The organism is Paraburkholderia sp. IMGN_8 (assembly GCF_038050405.1).
Lineage (GTDB): Bacteria > Pseudomonadota > Gammaproteobacteria > Burkholderiales > Burkholderiaceae > Paraburkholderia.
In genome coordinates this window covers 741,907-759,644 of record NZ_CP150901.1, presented here as the reverse complement: position 1 = coordinate 759,644, position 17,738 = coordinate 741,907, and the positions used below count along the sequence as shown (strand labels likewise).

Genomic DNA, 17,738 nt, shown 5'->3' with positions numbered 1-17,738 from the left:
GCCTCATGAGTGCCGCGTGCGCTGCATGGCGTTTTCCGCAGCCACCGCCGCGGTCGCGGCGCTCAGCCTGGCCGCTTTGGCAGCGAGCCGCGGACGCGTCAGCGCAAGTGGGCCCATGCGCCCGAACAGGCCATCCCAAACGCCCAGCGCAATCGCCATGAGCTTGGTCAGCTTGTCCTTCTCCAGCAACACGATCTGGACGATCTGCCAGAGCGTCAGCACATTCGGCACGACGGCGACCGGCAAGCGCAGTCCATATTGCAGCGCCAGCTGCATCGCGTTGCGCGCACTGTAATAGCGCCGGAAGCCGGGATGATTCATAGTGGTCAATTCGATGGAGCCCAATTTGTGACGGCGCCGCGTGCCGATCCGATGCAACAGGGTCAGCGACGGCACCACATACAGCGGCACATTGCTCAGCAGCGCGCGCAGGCAGTACTCGGTATCGACGTGATCGATGAAAAGCGCTTCGTCGAAACGGCCCAGCCGCGCGAACGCTTCGCGAGAAATCACGCAGCCGGACGAGATCAGAAAGGCGCAGCGCTGCAGTGCCGCGTCCGCCCGGAGATACAGCCGCTCAACCGCCAGACCACTGGTAGCCAGTTCCGGCAGAAAGCGTTGATCGTTTTCATCGAAGATACGCGGCCCGGCCATGAACGCCTGCCCGCTCATTGCCTCGCACCGTTCGCGCATGACCGCGAAGTAGCCGGCAGGCATCTCCGAATCCTGGTCGAATAGCGCCACCGCGTCCACGCCCGCTTCGAACAGCGCGCTCAAGCCGCTATTGAATGCGCCGGCAATGCCGTTGCGGTTGCCGTGATGCAGCAGCGCGACGCCCGCGTCGCCCAGCATCGTCGCGGCACGCCCATCCGGCAGCGGCGAGTTGTCGACCACCAGCAGGCGGTCGCACGCCGAACTTATCGCCACGGCTCGCGCGATCTGCTCTTCGCTCGGATGAAACAGGATGATCAATGCGCCCAGGATCGCCATCGGTTTCTCCTCAGTGGCCTAAGGTCATCGCCGCGCCGCGTTTCGGTCGGGTCAACCACATCATCGCGGCGAGCACGAGGCACGTGATGCTTGCCATGTAGAACATGTCGCCGGTCGCCATCATGTATGCCTGTTGCTGCACGATGTGATGCAAGGCGCCGATCTCACGTACGCCGTCGATCCCCATGCCGTGCAAGCTCTGCACGAAACGCTGCGTATTGCCGGACGATTTCGTCACCGACTGCGCGACGACGTCGTAGTGATACAGCGCGCGGTTGTCCCAGAGCGTCACACTCATCGCGGTGCCGAATGCCGCCGACAACGTGCGCAAGAAGTTCGACAGGCTGGACGCCGCCGCGAGCTTGTCGTCGGACACGCGCGACAGCGTCGCCGCGGTCAACGGAATAAAGAAGCATGGCAAGCCGATCCCCTGGATCAGGCCCGGCGTGATGATCTGCGTGAAGGTCATCGTCAACGTAAAGTGCGCGTCCCACCACAGCACGGCCGCGAACACGAGAAAACCGAAAGTCGCGAGCACGCGTGCATCGAAACGCGCCGCATGGATGCCGACCAGAATCGAAAACACCAGCGCGAGCACGCCGAGCGGCGCCGTCGCGAGTCCGGCCTGATACGCGGTGTAGCCCATCACCGCCTGCAACCAGAGTGGAAAAATCACACCCACTACCGAGAAGCTCATCATGCCGAGTGAAATGATCAAGACGCAGAATGAAAACGTGCGGTCGCGGAACAGGCTCAAATCGATCACCGGATGGCGTTCGCCCGCCTCCCAGATCAGCAGCGACACGATCGCCAACGCGGCGACGATCGCTAGCGTCAGGATCAACGGCGAATCGAACCAGCCGCGATCGTGACCGAGGTCGAGCACCACTTGCAGCGAACCGACACCCACCACCAGCAGCGCAATGCCGGGCAGATCGATCGGCGCGGCCTTGGCGCCGTGCGCCTCGCGTGCGTCGGGACGCAACAGCGTCATGCACACTGCGAACGAAAAAATGCCGATCGGCAAATTGATCAGGAAGATCCACGGCCACGAAAAATTGTCGATGATCCACCCGCCGACCACCGGACCGAAGATCGGCGCGAGCAGCACGGTCATCGCCCACAACGCGAGCGCCACCACGCGCTTGTCCGGCGCAAAGGTGCGCAGCAGAATGGTCTGCGAAAGCGGCACCATCGGCCCGGAAAAGAGCCCCTGCAACGCACGGCATACCACCAGCACATGAAAATCGCCGGCCACGCCGCATAGCAGCGACGTCAACGTGAACAGAATCACCGCGCCGAGGAACAGGCGAGTTTCGCCGAGCCGCAGCGATAGCCAGCCCGTCAACGGCACGGCGATGGCCGCGGCCACGGAATACGAGCTGATCACCCACGTGCCCTGGCTGTTGGAGACGCCGAGGCCGCCGGAGATAGCCGGCACCGCGACGTTGGTCACCGTCGAATCCAGCACTTCGATAAACGTGGCCAGCGATAGCGCGAACGTCAGCAACGCGAGCCGCGCGCCGCGCATGCTCCACATGTCATGTGCGCCGGGTGTGCCTTTATGCGTCCCCGGCCCCAGCGCGGCGCCGTCCGGCAATGACGTTGCCGCGCTCATGCGCTCTGCCCGCTATCCGCGAATGCGGGTGCACGCGTGCGAGGCACGTCTTGCGGCCGTGTGCCGCTCTGCATGAAACCTTCGATGTAGCGCGCAGCGGCATCGCAGCCCTCGGGCGACGCCGCCAGTTGGTCCTGCATGTGCCCACACTGGAGCGCGATCGACGGACTGTCGAGCACATGATCCAGCGCGCGCGCCAACGCGGGCGCCTGCACCGGCGCGTCGAGCCGAAGGCCGCAACCGCTGGCGACGACGCGCTGCGCGTTATCGAACTGGTCATGCGCAAACGGCGTCACGATTTGCGGAATACCTGCGGCATACGCTAGCGCCGCGGTGCCGATGCCCCCGTGATGCACCAGCGCGCGGCAGCGCGGTAACAGCGTCTGTAGCGGTACATAGCGGCGCTTGAGCAGCACGGACTGCGTATCGTCCTGACCGGCGCGCGCTTCAGCAGGCGGCGCATCCGGCGTCAGAAGGATGCCGCGCAAACCGCTTTCCTTAAGCGCCGCGCGGACCGCGGCCGTATAGCGCGCGTGATCGATCAGCGTCGACCCTGCCGTGAACACCACCGGCCGTTCGCCCGCCGCGATGAAAGCGTCGAGTTGCGGATCGGGCGCGTGCGCGGTCGTGTCGTTGAATAGCGGAAAGCCGCTCATCAGACGCGGCGCCGGCCAATCCGGCTGAGGTTGCGCGAACCATTCGGGGAAGAGGCAGAGCACGCCATCGGTCGAATGCAGCCACTCGCCGAAAATGCGCGTGGCCGGTGCAAGTCCGAGTTGCGTGCGCAGTGCGTTGAGCGCCGGTCCGCACACCTTGTCGAGTGCGTGCCGTTCGATCAGCCGCAGCAGCGCCGCCTTTACGCCGAGCGGCAAGCGGTGCGGAATGGTCAGCCGCGGGTGGGTCGGAGGAGCATGAGCGGAGAGCAACGTAGACGGCGATACCTGCACCGACACCAGCGGCACGCGATACATCTCCTGCATCAGCCGTGCGGAAAAGGCCCACAGCGTGCCCACCAGCACGGTGTCGTCGCGGGTCAATTCGGCGAGCGTGTGGAAATGCGGACGCAACGTCGGCGCAATCACAGCCCACAGCGTGCGAAACGACGTGCGCGGATGCCATAGCGCCGGGTTCGCCATCGCCGTGGCATAGTCCGCCGCGGTGCCGATCGGCACAAATTCAAACCGCTGACGCGTGGCCGCGTCCGCGAACGGCGCATGGCTGCAGAACACGATCTCGTGCCCGCGCGCAGCCAGCGCCGCGCCGATGCCGAGCAACGGATGCACGTCGCCCGCCGAGCCGATCGCGGTGATGATGACTCTGGTCATGCCGGCGGCTCAGAAAACGCCGGGAATCAGCGCTGCGACGTCGCGGCGATACTGCGCATACGCGCCGCCGAAGTGTCCGGTCAACCAGCTTTCCTCGACTCGCACCTTGTACGCCAGCGACGCGAAAATCAGCAGCAGTCCGGCCGCGCCGCGCCATTGCGCGCCGATCAGCACGGCACCCGCCAGCGCCAGCAGGCAACCGGTATAGATCGGATGCCGCACGAGTCCGTATGGCCCGCTGCGCACCAGTTCGTGCCCTTCCTTCAGCGTGACCGACACACTCCAGTTGGTGCCGAGATGCAGCCGCGCCCACACGGAAAACGCGAGGCCGGCCAGCAGCACGGCCAGGCCGGCGAGCTGCAGCGGCCCAATCGTGTGCAGATCGATGGACCATGCCGCTGTGTTGAGGTCCGGCAATATGATCAGCGCGCCGCCGACGATCAACGGAATCGACTGCAACGTGCGCGACATCGATTCCTCTTTACGCGCGGTCTGCTTGACCTGGTTCGACGTGGCGATCCAATACACCAGCCACAGCGTCCAGGGTACGACGATGGCAATGCTCTGAGCGATATTCACGGTAGTTCGACCTGTTGGAACGAGTGATCGGCAGTGGACTGCAACGCGACGTCCATGATGGCGGGCTGCGGCACAGGCAACATCGGCGAGCGCGAGGTCAGCGTGTCGAAGCAGCCGAGCACGCGGCCTGACGGCTGCACCGTGGCAGCGCCGAAGTAATCGAGAATCGCCGTGCGAACCTGACGCAGCGCGGGCCGGCCTTCGAGATCCAGAAAGTGACCCGCTTGCTCGATCGTGGTGAACTCCGCGCGCTTAAGATGCGAACTGAGCGAGCGGACGTCCTCCGGCGTGGTGTATTCGTCGAGTTCGCCGTTGATGAATTTCAGCCCGCAGTCGATGTTGCGGAATTCGTGCAGATAATGCTCAGGGCGAATCGCGAGAATCTGATCGACGTGGAACGCCACCTGGTCCTGCTCTTCGCGCGGCAGCGTCGACAGGTAGCGATAGTTATAGAGCTTCATGATGCGCGGCAAATGACGGCCCACGGTATCGTTGAGCAGTTGCGCGGCCTTCAGATTTTCGCCGGCGGCAATGTGGTCGCGCGCGGCAGTCACGTAGGCGGTCATCGCTTCATTGAGCCGCGGCGAGAACGATGCAATCACCGCGCTCCTGACGCTGGTGCGCGCCCGTGACAACGCCAGCAGCGACGCCACCCCGCCCCACGACACCGACAACAGGAAAGCCGGTTCGAATACGCCTATTAGATGCAGAAGAATGTCGACTTCATCGTCTTTTGTAAGAACGAAGTCGCAAACGTTATGCGCTTTCGATTGCCCTGCATAAGGTAAATCGAAACAAATTGGGTTATAGCGTTCGCCGAGGTATTTGATTGTCTGTCCGAACGACGCAGTGGTAGCAAGCGCGCCGTTGATCAGAATGACACTCTCGAAGGCCGGATCGAATACGTGACGTTCAACGTAGACTTTCAGGCCCGCCGGTAGCGGAACAAGGAGTTTTTCGATGGGCATGGCGTATTCGCATGCACTTGCGCGAAGCAAATGCGTACCGATACCGCGCCCGCCAATGCGGACGCCTTGCGGCCGTACTACCGGGGATCAGGCCCATGCGATTTGCCTATGCGCCGGCAAATCCGATCCGCGACGACCGCTGCTACACCGAGGCACGCGTCACTCGATGTGATGCGTGCCGGCTCTTCATGCCGCGCGCCTGAATTCAGACCCGCCGCAGTCGAGCGTTCGATGCCTCGTGATATTTCTTATATATGTATTCGACGGCGTTGTTTGAAGCGCTGTTGCACGCCATTCGTTGACCGCAGTCTGTCATCACTGCGTGAAGACTAGATGTCAATATACGGCCACAGAACATTTTTTAACACATTTCAAAAACAATTCCCAAAAAAATACTTGAGCATTCATTCAGCATCGATTTGGAAATTCGTCATTCTGTGCAATCCACATTGAGTTGCGCGGTCATTGCGCGCGGGTTGCATAGTTCGCCCGAAACAATGCAAAAGCTTTCGGGCGATGTAATCACGCGAGAAAGGTACGGTAACGATGAATGGCGCTACCGGACCAGCGAGAACGCTTCCCGGCGGGCAATTTCAGCCGCGCCAAATACGCCGACCACCGTGTAGTCCGAGGCCACGCATTCGAACGTCGAGTCCTGAAACGTGATCACGAAATGGCGCCGCGTGTGCTCCGGAGAGATGACGGCCGAAATCTCCGCGGCCAGCGACGAATTCGTCACTTCGTGAACCGAATACGCATTCAAACCTTGGGACGCAAGCGGATGAATGTCGAGATCGTCGCCGCCGGGTGGCCCCAGCCGATGAAAGACCGCGTCCGGAAATAGAACCGCGCAGAACGGGTCGTCGTCGGAATCGAATGGGCCGAACCGTTCGAAGTCGGATTCCGCAATCGGATACGACACAATCACCCGCCGGTCGCCGGCGACAATGAAGGGCTCGGCGGCATCGGCTGCCGGATGAGGAACAGCGTCCAGCAGGACGACCTGGTCTTCCTGCTGGTTTGAGTCGAGCGTGCTAGTCATCTACTTCGCTACTCCGTTGCACTCACGCGCTCGCTTGCACCGCCGACGTTGCCGGCGCCGCCGTCGTGGCCGTTACGCCAGCTTTGCCTTTACTGCCTGCCTTGCGGCCCGGTGCTTTTTTTGCTGCCGTCCGGTTCGTTGCGGTCTTCTTTGCAGCAGGTTTTGCAGCGCCTTTTTTTGCCGCTACTTTTTTGGCCGCCGCACTGGTTTTCTTCGGCGCCGTTTTGGAAGCCGCGGTCTTTTTCGCCGCCACTACTTTTTTGGCCGCCGCCTTCCCGCTGACCGCGCCACCGGTCGCCGCTACCGCGCTGTCGATCAGGAACTTGCTGCGGTCTTTGACTGCCGCGAGCCATGCCGGCGCGGGGCCACGTCCACTCCAGGTGGCGCCGGTTTTCGGGTCGAGGTACTTCGGCGGCTGTGCGCCTTTAGGTTGCCCTTTGCGACCGGCGGCGGCGTGCGTTACCGCAGCCTTGGCCACGGATTTCTGTTCGCTCGCGCCCGCGATCAGAAATTGAGTCCGGTCTTTCACGCCGGCAATCCAGCCCGGTGCTCGCCCGTGACCGGTCCACGTCGCGCCGGTTTTGTCGTCGCGATACTTGGCCAGCTTCTTGACGTTTGCACTGGCGCCGGCTTTTGCCTTGCCATTCGCAGCACGGGCATGCAAGACATTCGCCGCGCGTTTCGCCTTGGCCTTTGCCTCGATATCCGCAGTAGTCAGACCATGCTTGATCATCAGTTCGCGAATCTGGTCGACCGCGAGTTGTGCTTTCCTGGCGATAAGGACGTCAGCTTGCGCCTGGAGCTTCTTAAGCTTGGCCTGGATTTGCTCTAACGTGGGCATTTGATTGCTCCTTATGTGGTAATCGACCGAACTATGCCACGATTGGCGTGAGAAAGGCAGATCCATTCAACTCCAAAGAGAGCGGTTTGATGTAATGATGCTTCCAGTGGAGTACGAACCTTTCAGGGCCACTGCTCAAAAAGCCGCATTCTTTTGCCTCTCCATGTACTGGCCAGCCGCTTACGTCGGCGTAAAAACGACGACCTGGCGGTCGGCAATGTACCTCACGCTGCGCATGAACCGGTACTGCTGGTCGTCGGCGGTTATCCGGTTCAGACCCAACTGCGTCAACGCCAGCATCTCGTCTGCCTGAAAGGCGGCCACTACGCCGTGATCCGTCATATCTTCAAATGCACCGGACGGATTGCCGACATAAACGCTGCGCACGTTTGTGCCGATGCGCATCAGAACCACACTTTCGCCTTCATCGAGCGCCAGTTCGAGGTAGCCGGCAAGCGTTCGTAACGACTCCGGCGTGCAAGTCTGGGTTCGATAAATCGCAGCGTTCGTCGGCGTCATGTTTGTTTCCCCGTCGTACCTATCAAGAGAAGCCCGGCCACTGTGCATTGCGGCAATAGTCGCTTCTACTATAGGCAAGCATCCGAAGATTCAAAGCCTGTCCGGCTATTTTTTTGTCGCGCGAGTGGAATTGCGCGCCAGTCGGTGTTAAAAAGGCGAACCTGATAACCGGGCTTTGCCGTTGCCGGCCAGACACGGCTTTAATCCTGGCCAAAATCCTGGTAACGACGAGTTACCAGTCTCGCAGAGCTGTTTCACCTGTGTCCGCATCGCCCTCCTACACTCCGAACCGTACCCAGCAGCAAATCGGCGGCAAACCCGTAACCGGCGCAGTAGCCGGCGAATGTGCAAGGAGAAGGGAAATGAACAAGAAGATCGTTGGCGCGGCACTTGGTCTGGCAGTCCTGGCGGCATCGTCGGTGGCGTCGGCGCACGTGAATGTGGGCATCGGAGTCGGCATTCCGGTCGCTGTTTATGCACCGCCCCCGCCCGTTTATGTTGCACCGCCGGTTGCTTACGGAGCGGCTCCCGTAACGGTCGCGTACGGCGGCTATGGCGACGGCGATTGGAGAGCCCGCGAGTGGCGCGAGCGTCGCGAATGGCGCGAACACGAATGGCGTCGCGAACAATGGCGCGAGCATGAATGGCATGAACGCGGCCGCTGGGGCGGCTATTGAAATGACGCCCAAATGCGCCATCTTCGAAAAATTCGACAACACGGTACATTCAGATGAAAGCTAGCTTTATCAAGGCCGCCCTCACGACGGTCGCACTCACCTCGGCCACCTTGGGGACCATCGGCACGGCGAATGCTGCCGGCTGCGTCAAGGGCGCCGTCGTGGGCGGGGTCGCGGGGCACTATGCCGGGCATCACGCGGTAGTGGGCGCGGTAGGCGGGTGCCTGGTGGGAAGACACATGGCCAAGAAACATGCGGAAGAACAGGCTGCCCAGCGTCAGGCAGTCCGGGCGCAATAACCAGGCAGGCCGGCGCTTATTACCGGCTTATTGCCGGCTTATTCCCAACCTGGAGTCGGCTCATCTACGCGATCCGCAGTCCATGAGCCGGCAGGATTTCCTGCGTCGTCACGAATCGGTGCTCTTTGACGGCATCGTGAAAGCGCCGGTAGTCGCTTCTCTCGAAAGCTTCAGTCCACGGCGGGCGGTCTACACCATCATCGTCGGACTGCAAACCCGTCGCCTTGTACTTCCAGGAACCAAAACCTTTGGCCACATAACCCGGAATGGACTCGCGCAAGCCGGGAATGACGCCGGCTTTTACCGCTTCGCAAATGGCTTGCAAGCGCTTGTTGTCGTCCATGTTCCGATTGGTAGCGAGAAGTTCGGCGAGCGCCTCTTTCACGTTATCCGGCATGCCGGGCTGAAATTCGAAATCTTCCCGTTCCGCAACATAAGCGCGAACCGCGCGGCAAGTCATCTCCGCCGCTTGCACGAACTCCGGCAGATTGTGCCTTTCGACACGCACGCCTCTGCCATCAATGTAATTCCATATCGCCCACGGCTGGTCGGGAAAGTGCAATGCGGCGCCGTGGCCGACCGGCAGCGCAACCGTCAAAACATCGGACTCGATTCGGTCCATCAGATGGCGCGTGGCGCGGGTAAGGTGCGCAAGCCAGTTTTCCGGCGTGCAATCCTCGGCCTCCAGCAGATGGATCCGGTTCATCCTGCTTTCGATACCGGCGAACCCTTGATGCGCCCAGGTATCGACGTAGGTGTGAAGCGTCACTCCCAACCGATGCAACGCCGTATCGGATCCTTTCTGCCGGATTGCCCGCCGAACGATCTCGCGCGCGATCGCACTATCCGCCCGGCACACCGCCCTATCTTCCAGGGTTTCCCCTTCGCCGGCAGGCAGAAAATGGAATGGCGTCCACACCAGCCTATTCTGGTCGTTCTCGGTGTTGGAATAGTCGAAAAGCTTGTGCGCGGTGGCAAAACGTTCAAAGGTCTCGCCGCCTGAGAAGCGCAGTATTCCGTGGGTCGTCGCGTCGTCGACATACTGGCACGCGTGCGCCACCGTGAGCGCTTCGCAGGCCGTCATCCCCCCAATGCGGGCGACGATATAGACGACCCCATAGTGAAAGTCGATGTTCATGACAGGGTCTCCTGACGTACGGCGAATGGCGGCGGGTCTTCTCGAGTGCGCGAAGCGGTTCTAGCCACGTTCGCACATGAGTAGAAAGTAAACGACCGAGAACAGCCGGACTTAAAAAAGACCTCGTCCACTTGTTCCTTGAAGACCTGCCGTGTCGCGGCGCGCGCGGGAGCTTTTCGTCACTATCGACATAGTTCGCGCCGCCCGCTTCGCGCATCTGGAGACGCAGAAGCTAAATCCGGTTGTTGTTATTACTGTTTGGCGAGTCACGTATGTTTTGTTTAATCGGCAAGCCACTCGCAATGCAAGCGTGCGTCCTTTTATCGCATTACTCTCTCATTCCGATCTTCACTGCCAGCGCGCGCCAGCGGAAAGGATAACTCTATGAAACTCGGCCGCTGGAAAGAAGGTGCAAGTCCGGAGCGGCGCAAGCTTATTCGCAGCAAAATACATGTGCTATTGACCACGATCGGTATGAGTGAGTGACACCCCGCCTCCTCAACTTTCATCGCAGATAAACTGCTGTGGGCACATCCAATGCCCCCAAAAGAAAAAGCCCCGCTTCGGTGTCCGAAGAAGGGCTTGATCTTAACGACGCTGACGCGGCATTACTTGACGATGCCGACCAGTTCGACTTCAAACGTCAGGTCGCTGTTCGGCGGAATCGGCCCGACGCCGCGCTCACCGTAGGCGGTGGCCGCCGGGCAGGTCAGCTTGGCCTTGCCGCCGACCTTCATTTTTTGCACGCCTTGCGTCCAGCAAGGAATCACTTGTCCGAGCGGAAAGGTGGCCGGACCGCCGTGCTTTGCGGAGCTGTCGAACTCCGTGCCGTTGGCGAGCGTGCCGCGGTAGTTGACCTTCACGACATCGTCAGCCGTCGGCTGGGCACCCGTGCCCTGCGTAATATGCTGAACGACCACGCCGGACGGGAGCGTTTCGGTAGCGGGTGCAGCGGCCATCGCCGTTGAAGAAAGAACAGCCGCGGCGAGCAGAGCGACAATAGATTTCAAAGCGAGTCTCCAGGTGGGTAGTGCGCATCATTGTAGCGGATAGCATGCTGCAGATCGGCTCGCGACCAGCGCGTTAAATCTGGCAGCGGTGACCATGGCATCTATGCGGGCTCGCGGTGATCGCCACGCGCCTGATCGCGGGCATGGTGGCGTTGCTGTGGGCCGTGCCCGCGCCGCGACGCGATACGGTGGGCGCGGTGCGGCAAGCAGCGTCGAAATAGAAACGCGCCCGTGAATCTAGTCCAGACGACGCACCACGTAGGCACCCGGCCTCTCGTCACCACGCGCGTTGAAATCCGCGAGCACCGTCTCACGCTCGCGGACGTCGGCTAGAACCGCTGGATCGAGTAGCGCCGTAATCACCTCTGCGCGGTCACGGCTTGCCTCCGCCACCACGTCGCCATATGGGCTCCAAATTGCGCTTGCGCCGCACGTCTCCCAGCCGCCCGTCGTGCCGACGTGATTCGACATCAGCACATACATGGTGTTGTCGAAAGCACGCGCGGGAAACCAGATGCGCGACTGGTGGTAGCCGGTCTTCACGCTGAAAAGCGCGCTCACCAGATAAGCGTGGGCGCCGTTTGTTGCCGCAAGGCGCGCGTGTTCCGGAAAACCAGAGTCGTAGCAGACGCCAAGAGCGAGCCGCCAGCCGTTGATCTCCAGCATGGCGCCTTGCGTTCCCGGCCGATAAATCCGCGTCTCGCCGCTGTAGAGATATTGCTTGTGATACGGCTCGATGAGCTCACCGGAACGGCTGAACACCAGCGAAGAAATATAAAGGCCGTCAACGCTACGTGTCGCCGCGCCGACCACTACCGCGATCTCGCGCTGGCGGCAGACTTCACGGACCGGATCGAGCCGCGCATCGTGTGCGTCGAACGCATATTTCGTGGGATCGCCGACAATCAGGTCGGGCTCGTAGCCACTCAGGAATTTCTCCGGAAACACCACCAGTTTCGCGCCGCGATCAGCGGCGAGACCGGTTAGTTCGACCGTTCTGGCTATGTTTGCCGATACGTCGCCGGATACCGGCTGCGCCTGTGCCGCCGCGATTCGCAATGACGTTTGTGGGAACGACGCCTGTTTGTGATTCAACGCGAACTCCGTTATGAATGGACCGTTGCGGTATGCGAGCGAGCGTTTGTCGAACATCAGCGCGCGCAAAGCCATGACATTTTAAACACGGCCGGTGCTATATGTGCCACTGCGAAGATGCGAACGCGTTTTAGCGGTGGCGCGCGTGAGGATGACAATGCTGTTGGGGAGAAAGTTTTTTGGTGGAGCAGGAGCGGGGAATCCAGGTTGAGCGGCGAGGGTTGCCTGAGTGCTTTGCCGGGTAGTGGTTGGGATGTGAGAGATCTTGAGTCATCCCCTCGACGAGATTGCCTTTGGTTCGAAGGCATATCCGTCGATGGGATTTTTTTGCGGCTTGTTTTTTGTGCTTTTGTGCTTTTGTGCTTTTGTGTTGGATACGTGAGCGTGACAAAGAACGGCCGTCCTGGTGTCCACTCACGTCTCCAAGGCGAGGGCGTCTGCGCGAGAGGCCGTTCCGCCGACTACCGCGCGCTGAACGAAATTCGCCGCGTCAGTGGCCGTGACCACCTCCGTTGCCTTGGCCTCCGTTGCCTTGGCCTCCGTTGCCTTGGCCTCCGTTGCCTTGGCCTCCGTTGCCCTGGCCTCCGTTGCCCTGGCCTCCGTTGCCCTGGCCTCCGTTGCCGTGACCGCCGTTACCCTGGCCTCCGCTGCCCTGGCCTCCATTGCCTTGGCCTCCATTGCCTTGGCCTCCGTTGCCGTGACCGCCGTTGCCCTCGCCGCCGCTGCCCTGGCCGCCGCTGCCCTGACCTCCATTGCCGTGACCGCCGTTGCCCTGGCCTCCGCTGCCCTGACCTCCGCTGCCCTGACCTCCGCTGCCCTGACCTCCGCTGCCCTGACCTCCGTTGCCGTGACCACCGTTGCCGTGACCACCGTTGCCCTGGCCGCCGCTGCCCTGACCTCCGTTGCCGTGACCACCGTTACCCTGGCCCCCGCTTCCCTGACCGCCACTGCCCTGGCCTCCGCTGCCCTGACCGCCGTTGCCCTGGCCGCCGCTACCTTGACCGCCGTTGCCCTGGCCGCCGTTGCCCTGGCCGCCGCTGCCCTGACCTCCGTTGCCCTGACCGCCGCCATGACCTGAACTTCCCTGACCACCGTTGCCATGACCTCCATGCCCCTCGCCGCCGTTACCTCCTGTGCTGCCATGGCCTCCGGTACCCGTTCCACCGGCGCCCGTCCCACCCGTACCTGTTCCGCCTGTGCCACCGGCGCCCGTCCCGCCCGTACCTGTTCCGCCTGCGCCACCGGTGCCCGTCCCACCCGCACCTGTTCCGCCTGCGCCACCGGCGCCCGTTCCGCCCGTTCCGCCCGTACCTGTTCCGCCTGTGCCACCGGCGCCCTTCCCACCCGTACCTGTTCCGCCTGCGCCACCGGCGCCCGTCCCGCCCGCACCTGTTCCGCCTGTGCCACCGGCGCCCGTTCCGCCCGTACCTGTCCCGCCTGCGCCACCGGCGCCCGTTCCGCCCGTACCTGTTCCGCCTGCGCCACCGGCGCCCTTCCCACCCGTACCTGTCCCGCCTGCGCCACCGGCGCCCTTTCCGCCCGCACCTGTTCCGCCTGTGCCACCGGCGCCCGTCCCACCCGCACCTGTTCCGCCTGCGCCACCGGCGCCCGTTCCGCCCGCACCTGTTCCGCCTGCGCCACCGGCACCCGTTCCGCCCGCACCTGTCCCGCCTGCGCCACCGGTGCCCGTTCCGCCCGTACCTGTTCCGCCTGCGCCACCGGTGCCCGTCCCACCCGCACCTGTTCCGCCTGTGCCACCGGCGCCCTTCCCACCCGTACCTGTTCCGCCTGCGCCACCGGCGCCCGTCCCGCCCGCACCTGTTCCGCCTGTGCCACCGGCACCCGTCCCGCCCGTACCTGTCCCGCCTGCGCCACCGACGCCCGTCCCACCCGCACCTGTTCCGCCTGTGCCACCGGCGCCCTTCCCACCCGTACCTGTTCCGCCTGCACCACCGGCGCCCGCCCCACCGGTACCAGCGCCACCGCCGCCAGTAGCAGTACCACCACCAGCCGACCCCGCCCCCCCATTGCCACTGTGGCCACTACCAGAACTCCCAGCCCCAAACCCTCCCGCCCCCGACGCGGTCCCATTCCCGACACCGCTATCGCCCGCGCTATCCGACGAAGTCCCGTTCCCCTTTCCGCTCCCGTTGCCGTTCTGCGAACCGGGCGCCGATGTCGAGCCAATAGCCACAGTCATCCCTGTGCCGCCGGTCGCCACCAAACCGTCGTATTCGCGCTTGCAACCAATCGTATCGACTATCGGACAATCGGTCGGCGAAGCTTGCGCCAGCGTCAGCCTCGCCGAGTCGGTCGACGGCGCGACAGGTGTCGCCGAATTGGTTTGAGCACCAGCCATCGAAGCATAGAGACTCACGGTAACTGCCAGGACCGCCTTGCGTGTCCCCAATGCCCTTGTTTCCCCGTTGTACTTTTTCATTTCTGTCTCCTAACCATATTTCAAAGTCAGGTTCATATAGCCAGCGAATCTCTGTTCACCGTCGAAAATGAAACGTCAGAACCTGTTCACCAGTGCTTCGCGCCACTCGAAAATCGCGTAGCACCCAGCATCTTTCTCTTGGAAAATCCCGGTCCGATTTGATATGCCCCGAGAGAAACCGTTGGCTGTGCGCGAACAAAGTCGTGGAAAGATCACAGCAGGACTTGATGGAAGTTCACGTTATGCAGAGCTCGACTCACCGACCGTGCGCTACCCCACGCAAAGCGATATCGCCAGCCTTTTTTCAATTAAATTCGTAGTCGAATCGTCAAATATCGTCAATTCTCGATCTTAAAAACCGCTACATTTTTTTGATCATGCAGTCCGAATGATTCTTTTTATTTAACATTCAGCCCGCCTCGGCATAGGAATCAAGCGGTTGTGCTTCGAGGCCGAGCCGTGGCGCAGAAGCCGCATGAAGGCGCAACCGAGGTGTGTTTTCGAGGTGGGAAACAGGCGGCAAAACGACGATGAAGCGTTCGAACGCTTCATATAAGCGTTTATCCGAACATAGGGGAGAGATTAGAAGGGCGGGAGTGAGGGCAATCACACAGACAGTGCAAACCGAGCGGGTTTACTCTGCCATCCAATTGCCCTTTGCTTATCAGTATTACGCTGAATACGGCACTCGAATCAAAGCGCCGCAATTACGCCGCCCCCGACATACAAAATATGTCCACTGACGAAATTCGATGCATCGCTGAATAGAAAGACCGCGGCGCGTGGGAACCAATCGGCACGCGGTAACCGGTCAGAACCGGACCGTCGGAGCCGGGTGCGCCGAGAAAATCAGCAGCGCCGCCAGCGACAGAAAACCGAACATCACCGCGGGACTGTTCAAGTGCGTCGTCGGCAGCAACAACGCGATCGACGCGCTACCGGCACGGCGCTCTATAAGAGCAAGGTGTCGGCGAAGGTTAGGCGCGCGTCGAAATGAAGTGACAGCAGATTGCCTGGCACTTCGAACAACACGTTCGAAGGCGTGTCGCGAGAACTGGGGTTCGACGCGGCGAGGGCCGATTAAGCGTCAGCGGGACTGCGCGCCGCTCAGCTCAGCTCAAACAGTCCCGCCCTGCTCAAGCCACCTCGACCACGATCTTGCCTCGCGCGCTGCCGTCGGTCAGCGCGTCATAAGCCTGCTGCGCCGAACCTAGATCGAAGCGGCGCGCGTCGAGGCGTGGCGCGAGCTTGCCTTCTTCCGCGAGCCGCGTCGCCGTGCGCAGCATCTCGCCGTGATGCGCGCGGCCTTCGCCGGACAGCAGCGCATGAAGTGTGAACACGCCCGAATAAGTGGCTTCCCGAAACGACAGCGGCGCTAGTGCATGCGTGCCCCAGCCGAGCGCGCTCACCACATGGCCGAAGTGCTTCACGGCGGCAAACGAGGCATCCAGCGTCGCGCCGCCCACCGTATCGACGACCAGATCGAAGCCCGCGCCCTGCGTCGTTGACGCGACATACTGCTCGACCGACTGCGCGCGGTAATCGATCGGCGTAGCGCCGAGTGCCTCGACCACGCTGCGGTCGCGTTCGCTGACCGTCGCGAAGACAGTCGCGCCGAGCGCGCTCGCCAATTGCACCGACACATATCCGACGCCGCCCGCGCCGCCGTGCACGAGCACGGTTTGCCCGGCCTGCAAGTGGGCCCGATCGACGATGCCCGAGTACGCCGTGATGAAAGCGAGCGGCAGCGCAGCGGTCTCGCGCATCGACAGATTCGACGGCTTCAACGCCAGCAGGTCTGCATCGACGGCTGCATATTGCGCGAGCGAACCCTGCATACCGCCGACGCCACCGGTCATTCCGTATACCTGATCGCCTGCTTTGAACACGCTGACACCGGCGCCTACCGCCTCGACGACGCCCGCCATGTCGATACCCAGCACCAGCGGCAGCGGATGTCTGGCGTGCCCGGCGGCGCCGGCGCGAATCTTGGTGTCGAGCGGATTCAGGCCGCTCGCGGCGATGCGCACCAGCACTTCGCCGCGCGCCGGCTCGGGTCGCGGCAGTTCGGTGAGTTCAAGCGGACCGTTGTATTGCTTCAGAACGAGGGCTTGCATGGACATGATGGCTTCCTGGGATGTTGGCACGTGAACGAGTCGATACGTGCATAATCGTCCATGCGAAAAGGCACGTAAATCGACACTTCTGCACAGCGCGCAAACGAAAATGAATGACCCGAAACTGGACTGGGGCGATGTCCGCATCTTTCTGGCAATCGCTCGCGGCGGCACGCTCGGCGCGGCCGCCAGGCTCGCCGGACAGACCCAACCGACCATGGGACGGCGCCTGCGCGCGCTGGAGTCGGCTGTCGGCCACACGCTGTTTCAACGCACCCGCGACGGCTTCGTGCTGACCGACGAGGGCAGCGCAGTCATGCTTTACGCCGAGCGCATGGAAGAAGAAGCGCTGGGTTTCAGCCGCGCGCTGAGCGGCAAGGAACAGCAACTCACCGGAGCGCTACGGATTTCGTCGTCGGACTGGTTCGGTGTCCATGTGCTGACACCGGTGTTCGCGCGGTTTCTCGAAAGACATCGCGAGGTGTCGATCGAACTCGTCACCGATTCGCGCCGCTACAATCTGGCGCGTCGCGAGGCCGATCTGGTGTTTCGGATCACGCCTTTCGACGAGGCGGATGTCATCCAGCGCAAGCTGATGCACATCGACTACGCGCTGTACGGCCGCGCCGATCTGGCGGCGGCATACACGCGTGAAGGCGACGGCGCCGGTCAGACGCTCATCAGCATGGACAGCGCGTTCGGCTCACTGCCCGACGTCGTCTGGGTCAAGCGGATGCTGCCGCAAGCGCGCGTCGCCTTCGGCAGCAACAATCGCGGCGCGCAGGCACGCATGTGCGCGGAAGGCGCAGGCCTCGCGGTGCTGCCATGCCCGCTCGGCGACAGCACGCCCGGACTTGCGCGCATCGAACTGGACGAAACGCCGCCGGGCCGCGACGTCTGGTTCGGCTATCACCGCGACCTGCGAGCGCTGGGACGGCTGCGGGCGCTGCTCGATATGACAATCGAGGCCGTCGGCAACGTGTAGTACAGCGCAGCGCGGTTTCGTCGAAGCCTGTCTTGAAGCAATTGCTCGCAGTAGCATCCTGGGGCTGCATGATTCATCAGGGGAGAAACTGGCGC

General features: G+C 62.3%; 15 protein-coding genes and 2 pseudogenes. 3 read left to right on the top strand and 14 right to left on the bottom strand.

Annotation, left to right across the window (positions count from 1 at the left end):
- Positions 1 to 3: 3 nt before the first annotated feature.
- The 8 genes and pseudogenes from WN982_RS24675 to WN982_RS24640 form a co-directional block, all read right to left on the bottom strand.
- Positions 4 to 990, bottom strand: a complete 987-nt coding sequence (locus WN982_RS24675) for a glycosyltransferase family 2 protein (RefSeq protein ID WP_341318269.1) — start codon at positions 988 to 990, stop codon at positions 4 to 6.
- 10 nt (positions 991 to 1,000) lie between these two features.
- Positions 1,001 to 2,521, bottom strand: coding sequence for a DHA2 family efflux MFS transporter permease subunit (locus WN982_RS24670; RefSeq protein ID WP_341319411.1), 1,521 nt, complete (start codon positions 2,519 to 2,521; stop codon positions 1,001 to 1,003).
- Between the two features lie 83 nt (positions 2,522 to 2,604).
- Positions 2,605 to 3,933: a nucleotide disphospho-sugar-binding domain-containing protein gene (locus WN982_RS24665; protein ID WP_341318268.1), complete on the bottom strand. Its 1,329-nt coding sequence runs from the start codon at positions 3,931 to 3,933 to the stop codon at positions 2,605 to 2,607.
- Between the two features lie 9 nt (positions 3,934 to 3,942).
- Positions 3,943 to 4,512 carry an isoprenylcysteine carboxylmethyltransferase family protein gene (locus tag WN982_RS24660; RefSeq protein WP_341318267.1) on the bottom strand — a complete coding sequence of 190 codons (570 nt, stop codon included), beginning with the start codon at positions 4,510 to 4,512 and terminating at the stop codon, positions 3,943 to 3,945.
- A gap of 149 nt (positions 4,513 to 4,661) precedes the next feature.
- Positions 4,662 to 5,480: pseudogene (locus tag WN982_RS24655) on the bottom strand (alpha/beta hydrolase); the annotation flags it as partial.
- A 556-nt stretch (positions 5,481 to 6,036) separates the two neighbouring features.
- Positions 6,037 to 6,522, bottom strand: coding sequence for a hypothetical protein (locus WN982_RS24650; RefSeq protein ID WP_341318266.1), 486 nt, complete (start codon positions 6,520 to 6,522; stop codon positions 6,037 to 6,039).
- Positions 6,523 to 6,544: 22 nt separating this feature from the next.
- A complete protein-coding gene (locus tag WN982_RS24645) occupies positions 6,545 to 7,363 on the bottom strand; it encodes an H-NS family nucleoid-associated regulatory protein (protein WP_341318265.1) in 819 nt (272 codons plus the stop codon).
- A gap of 180 nt (positions 7,364 to 7,543) precedes the next feature.
- Positions 7,544 to 7,882 (bottom strand): hypothetical protein, encoded by a 339-nt coding sequence (locus WN982_RS24640; protein ID WP_341318264.1) that lies wholly within the window; start codon positions 7,880 to 7,882, stop codon positions 7,544 to 7,546.
- A gap of 362 nt (positions 7,883 to 8,244) precedes the next feature.
- Between WN982_RS24640 and WN982_RS24635 the strand changes: the two genes are divergently transcribed.
- Together WN982_RS24635 and WN982_RS24630 are read left to right on the top strand one after the other, a co-directional pair.
- Positions 8,245 to 8,559 (top strand): hypothetical protein, encoded by a 315-nt coding sequence (locus WN982_RS24635; RefSeq protein ID WP_341318263.1) that lies wholly within the window; start codon positions 8,245 to 8,247, stop codon positions 8,557 to 8,559.
- Between the two features lie 53 nt (positions 8,560 to 8,612).
- On the top strand, positions 8,613 to 8,858 hold the full coding sequence (locus tag WN982_RS24630; RefSeq protein ID WP_341318262.1) for a hypothetical protein: 246 nt from the start codon (positions 8,613 to 8,615) through the stop codon (positions 8,856 to 8,858).
- Between the two features lie 64 nt (positions 8,859 to 8,922).
- On the opposite strand, the gene WN982_RS24625 is transcribed toward WN982_RS24630, so the two are convergent.
- The 6 genes and pseudogenes from WN982_RS24625 to WN982_RS24600 all read right to left on the bottom strand — a co-directional run bounded on the left by WN982_RS24625 (position 8,923) and on the right by WN982_RS24600 (position 16,664).
- Positions 8,923 to 9,996, bottom strand: a complete 1,074-nt coding sequence (locus WN982_RS24625) for a DUF6765 family protein (protein ID WP_341318261.1) — start codon at positions 9,994 to 9,996, stop codon at positions 8,923 to 8,925.
- A gap of 608 nt (positions 9,997 to 10,604) precedes the next feature.
- Positions 10,605 to 10,955: an FKBP-type peptidyl-prolyl cis-trans isomerase gene (locus WN982_RS24620; RefSeq protein ID WP_341319410.1), complete on the bottom strand. Its 351-nt coding sequence runs from the start codon at positions 10,953 to 10,955 to the stop codon at positions 10,605 to 10,607.
- Between the two features lie 288 nt (positions 10,956 to 11,243).
- Complete coding sequence (locus WN982_RS24615) at positions 11,244 to 12,101, bottom strand: carbon-nitrogen hydrolase family protein (RefSeq protein WP_341318260.1); 858 nt, start codon at positions 12,099 to 12,101, stop codon at positions 11,244 to 11,246.
- Positions 12,102 to 12,515: 414 nt separating this feature from the next.
- Positions 12,516 to 14,108 carry a hypothetical protein gene (locus WN982_RS24610; protein WP_341318259.1) on the bottom strand — a complete coding sequence of 531 codons (1,593 nt, stop codon included), beginning with the start codon at positions 14,106 to 14,108 and terminating at the stop codon, positions 12,516 to 12,518.
- 1,126 nt (positions 14,109 to 15,234) lie between these two features.
- Positions 15,235 to 15,321, bottom strand: a pseudogene (locus tag WN982_RS24605) (gluconate 5-dehydrogenase); the annotation flags it as partial.
- A gap of 356 nt (positions 15,322 to 15,677) precedes the next feature.
- Positions 15,678 to 16,664, bottom strand: coding sequence for a zinc-dependent alcohol dehydrogenase family protein (locus WN982_RS24600; RefSeq protein WP_341318258.1), 987 nt, complete (start codon positions 16,662 to 16,664; stop codon positions 15,678 to 15,680).
- A 103-nt stretch (positions 16,665 to 16,767) separates the two neighbouring features.
- Between WN982_RS24600 and WN982_RS24595 the strand changes: the two genes are divergently transcribed.
- Positions 16,768 to 17,643: a LysR family transcriptional regulator gene (locus tag WN982_RS24595; protein WP_341318257.1), complete on the top strand. Its 876-nt coding sequence runs from the start codon at positions 16,768 to 16,770 to the stop codon at positions 17,641 to 17,643.
- Positions 17,644 to 17,738: the final 95 nt, after the last annotated feature.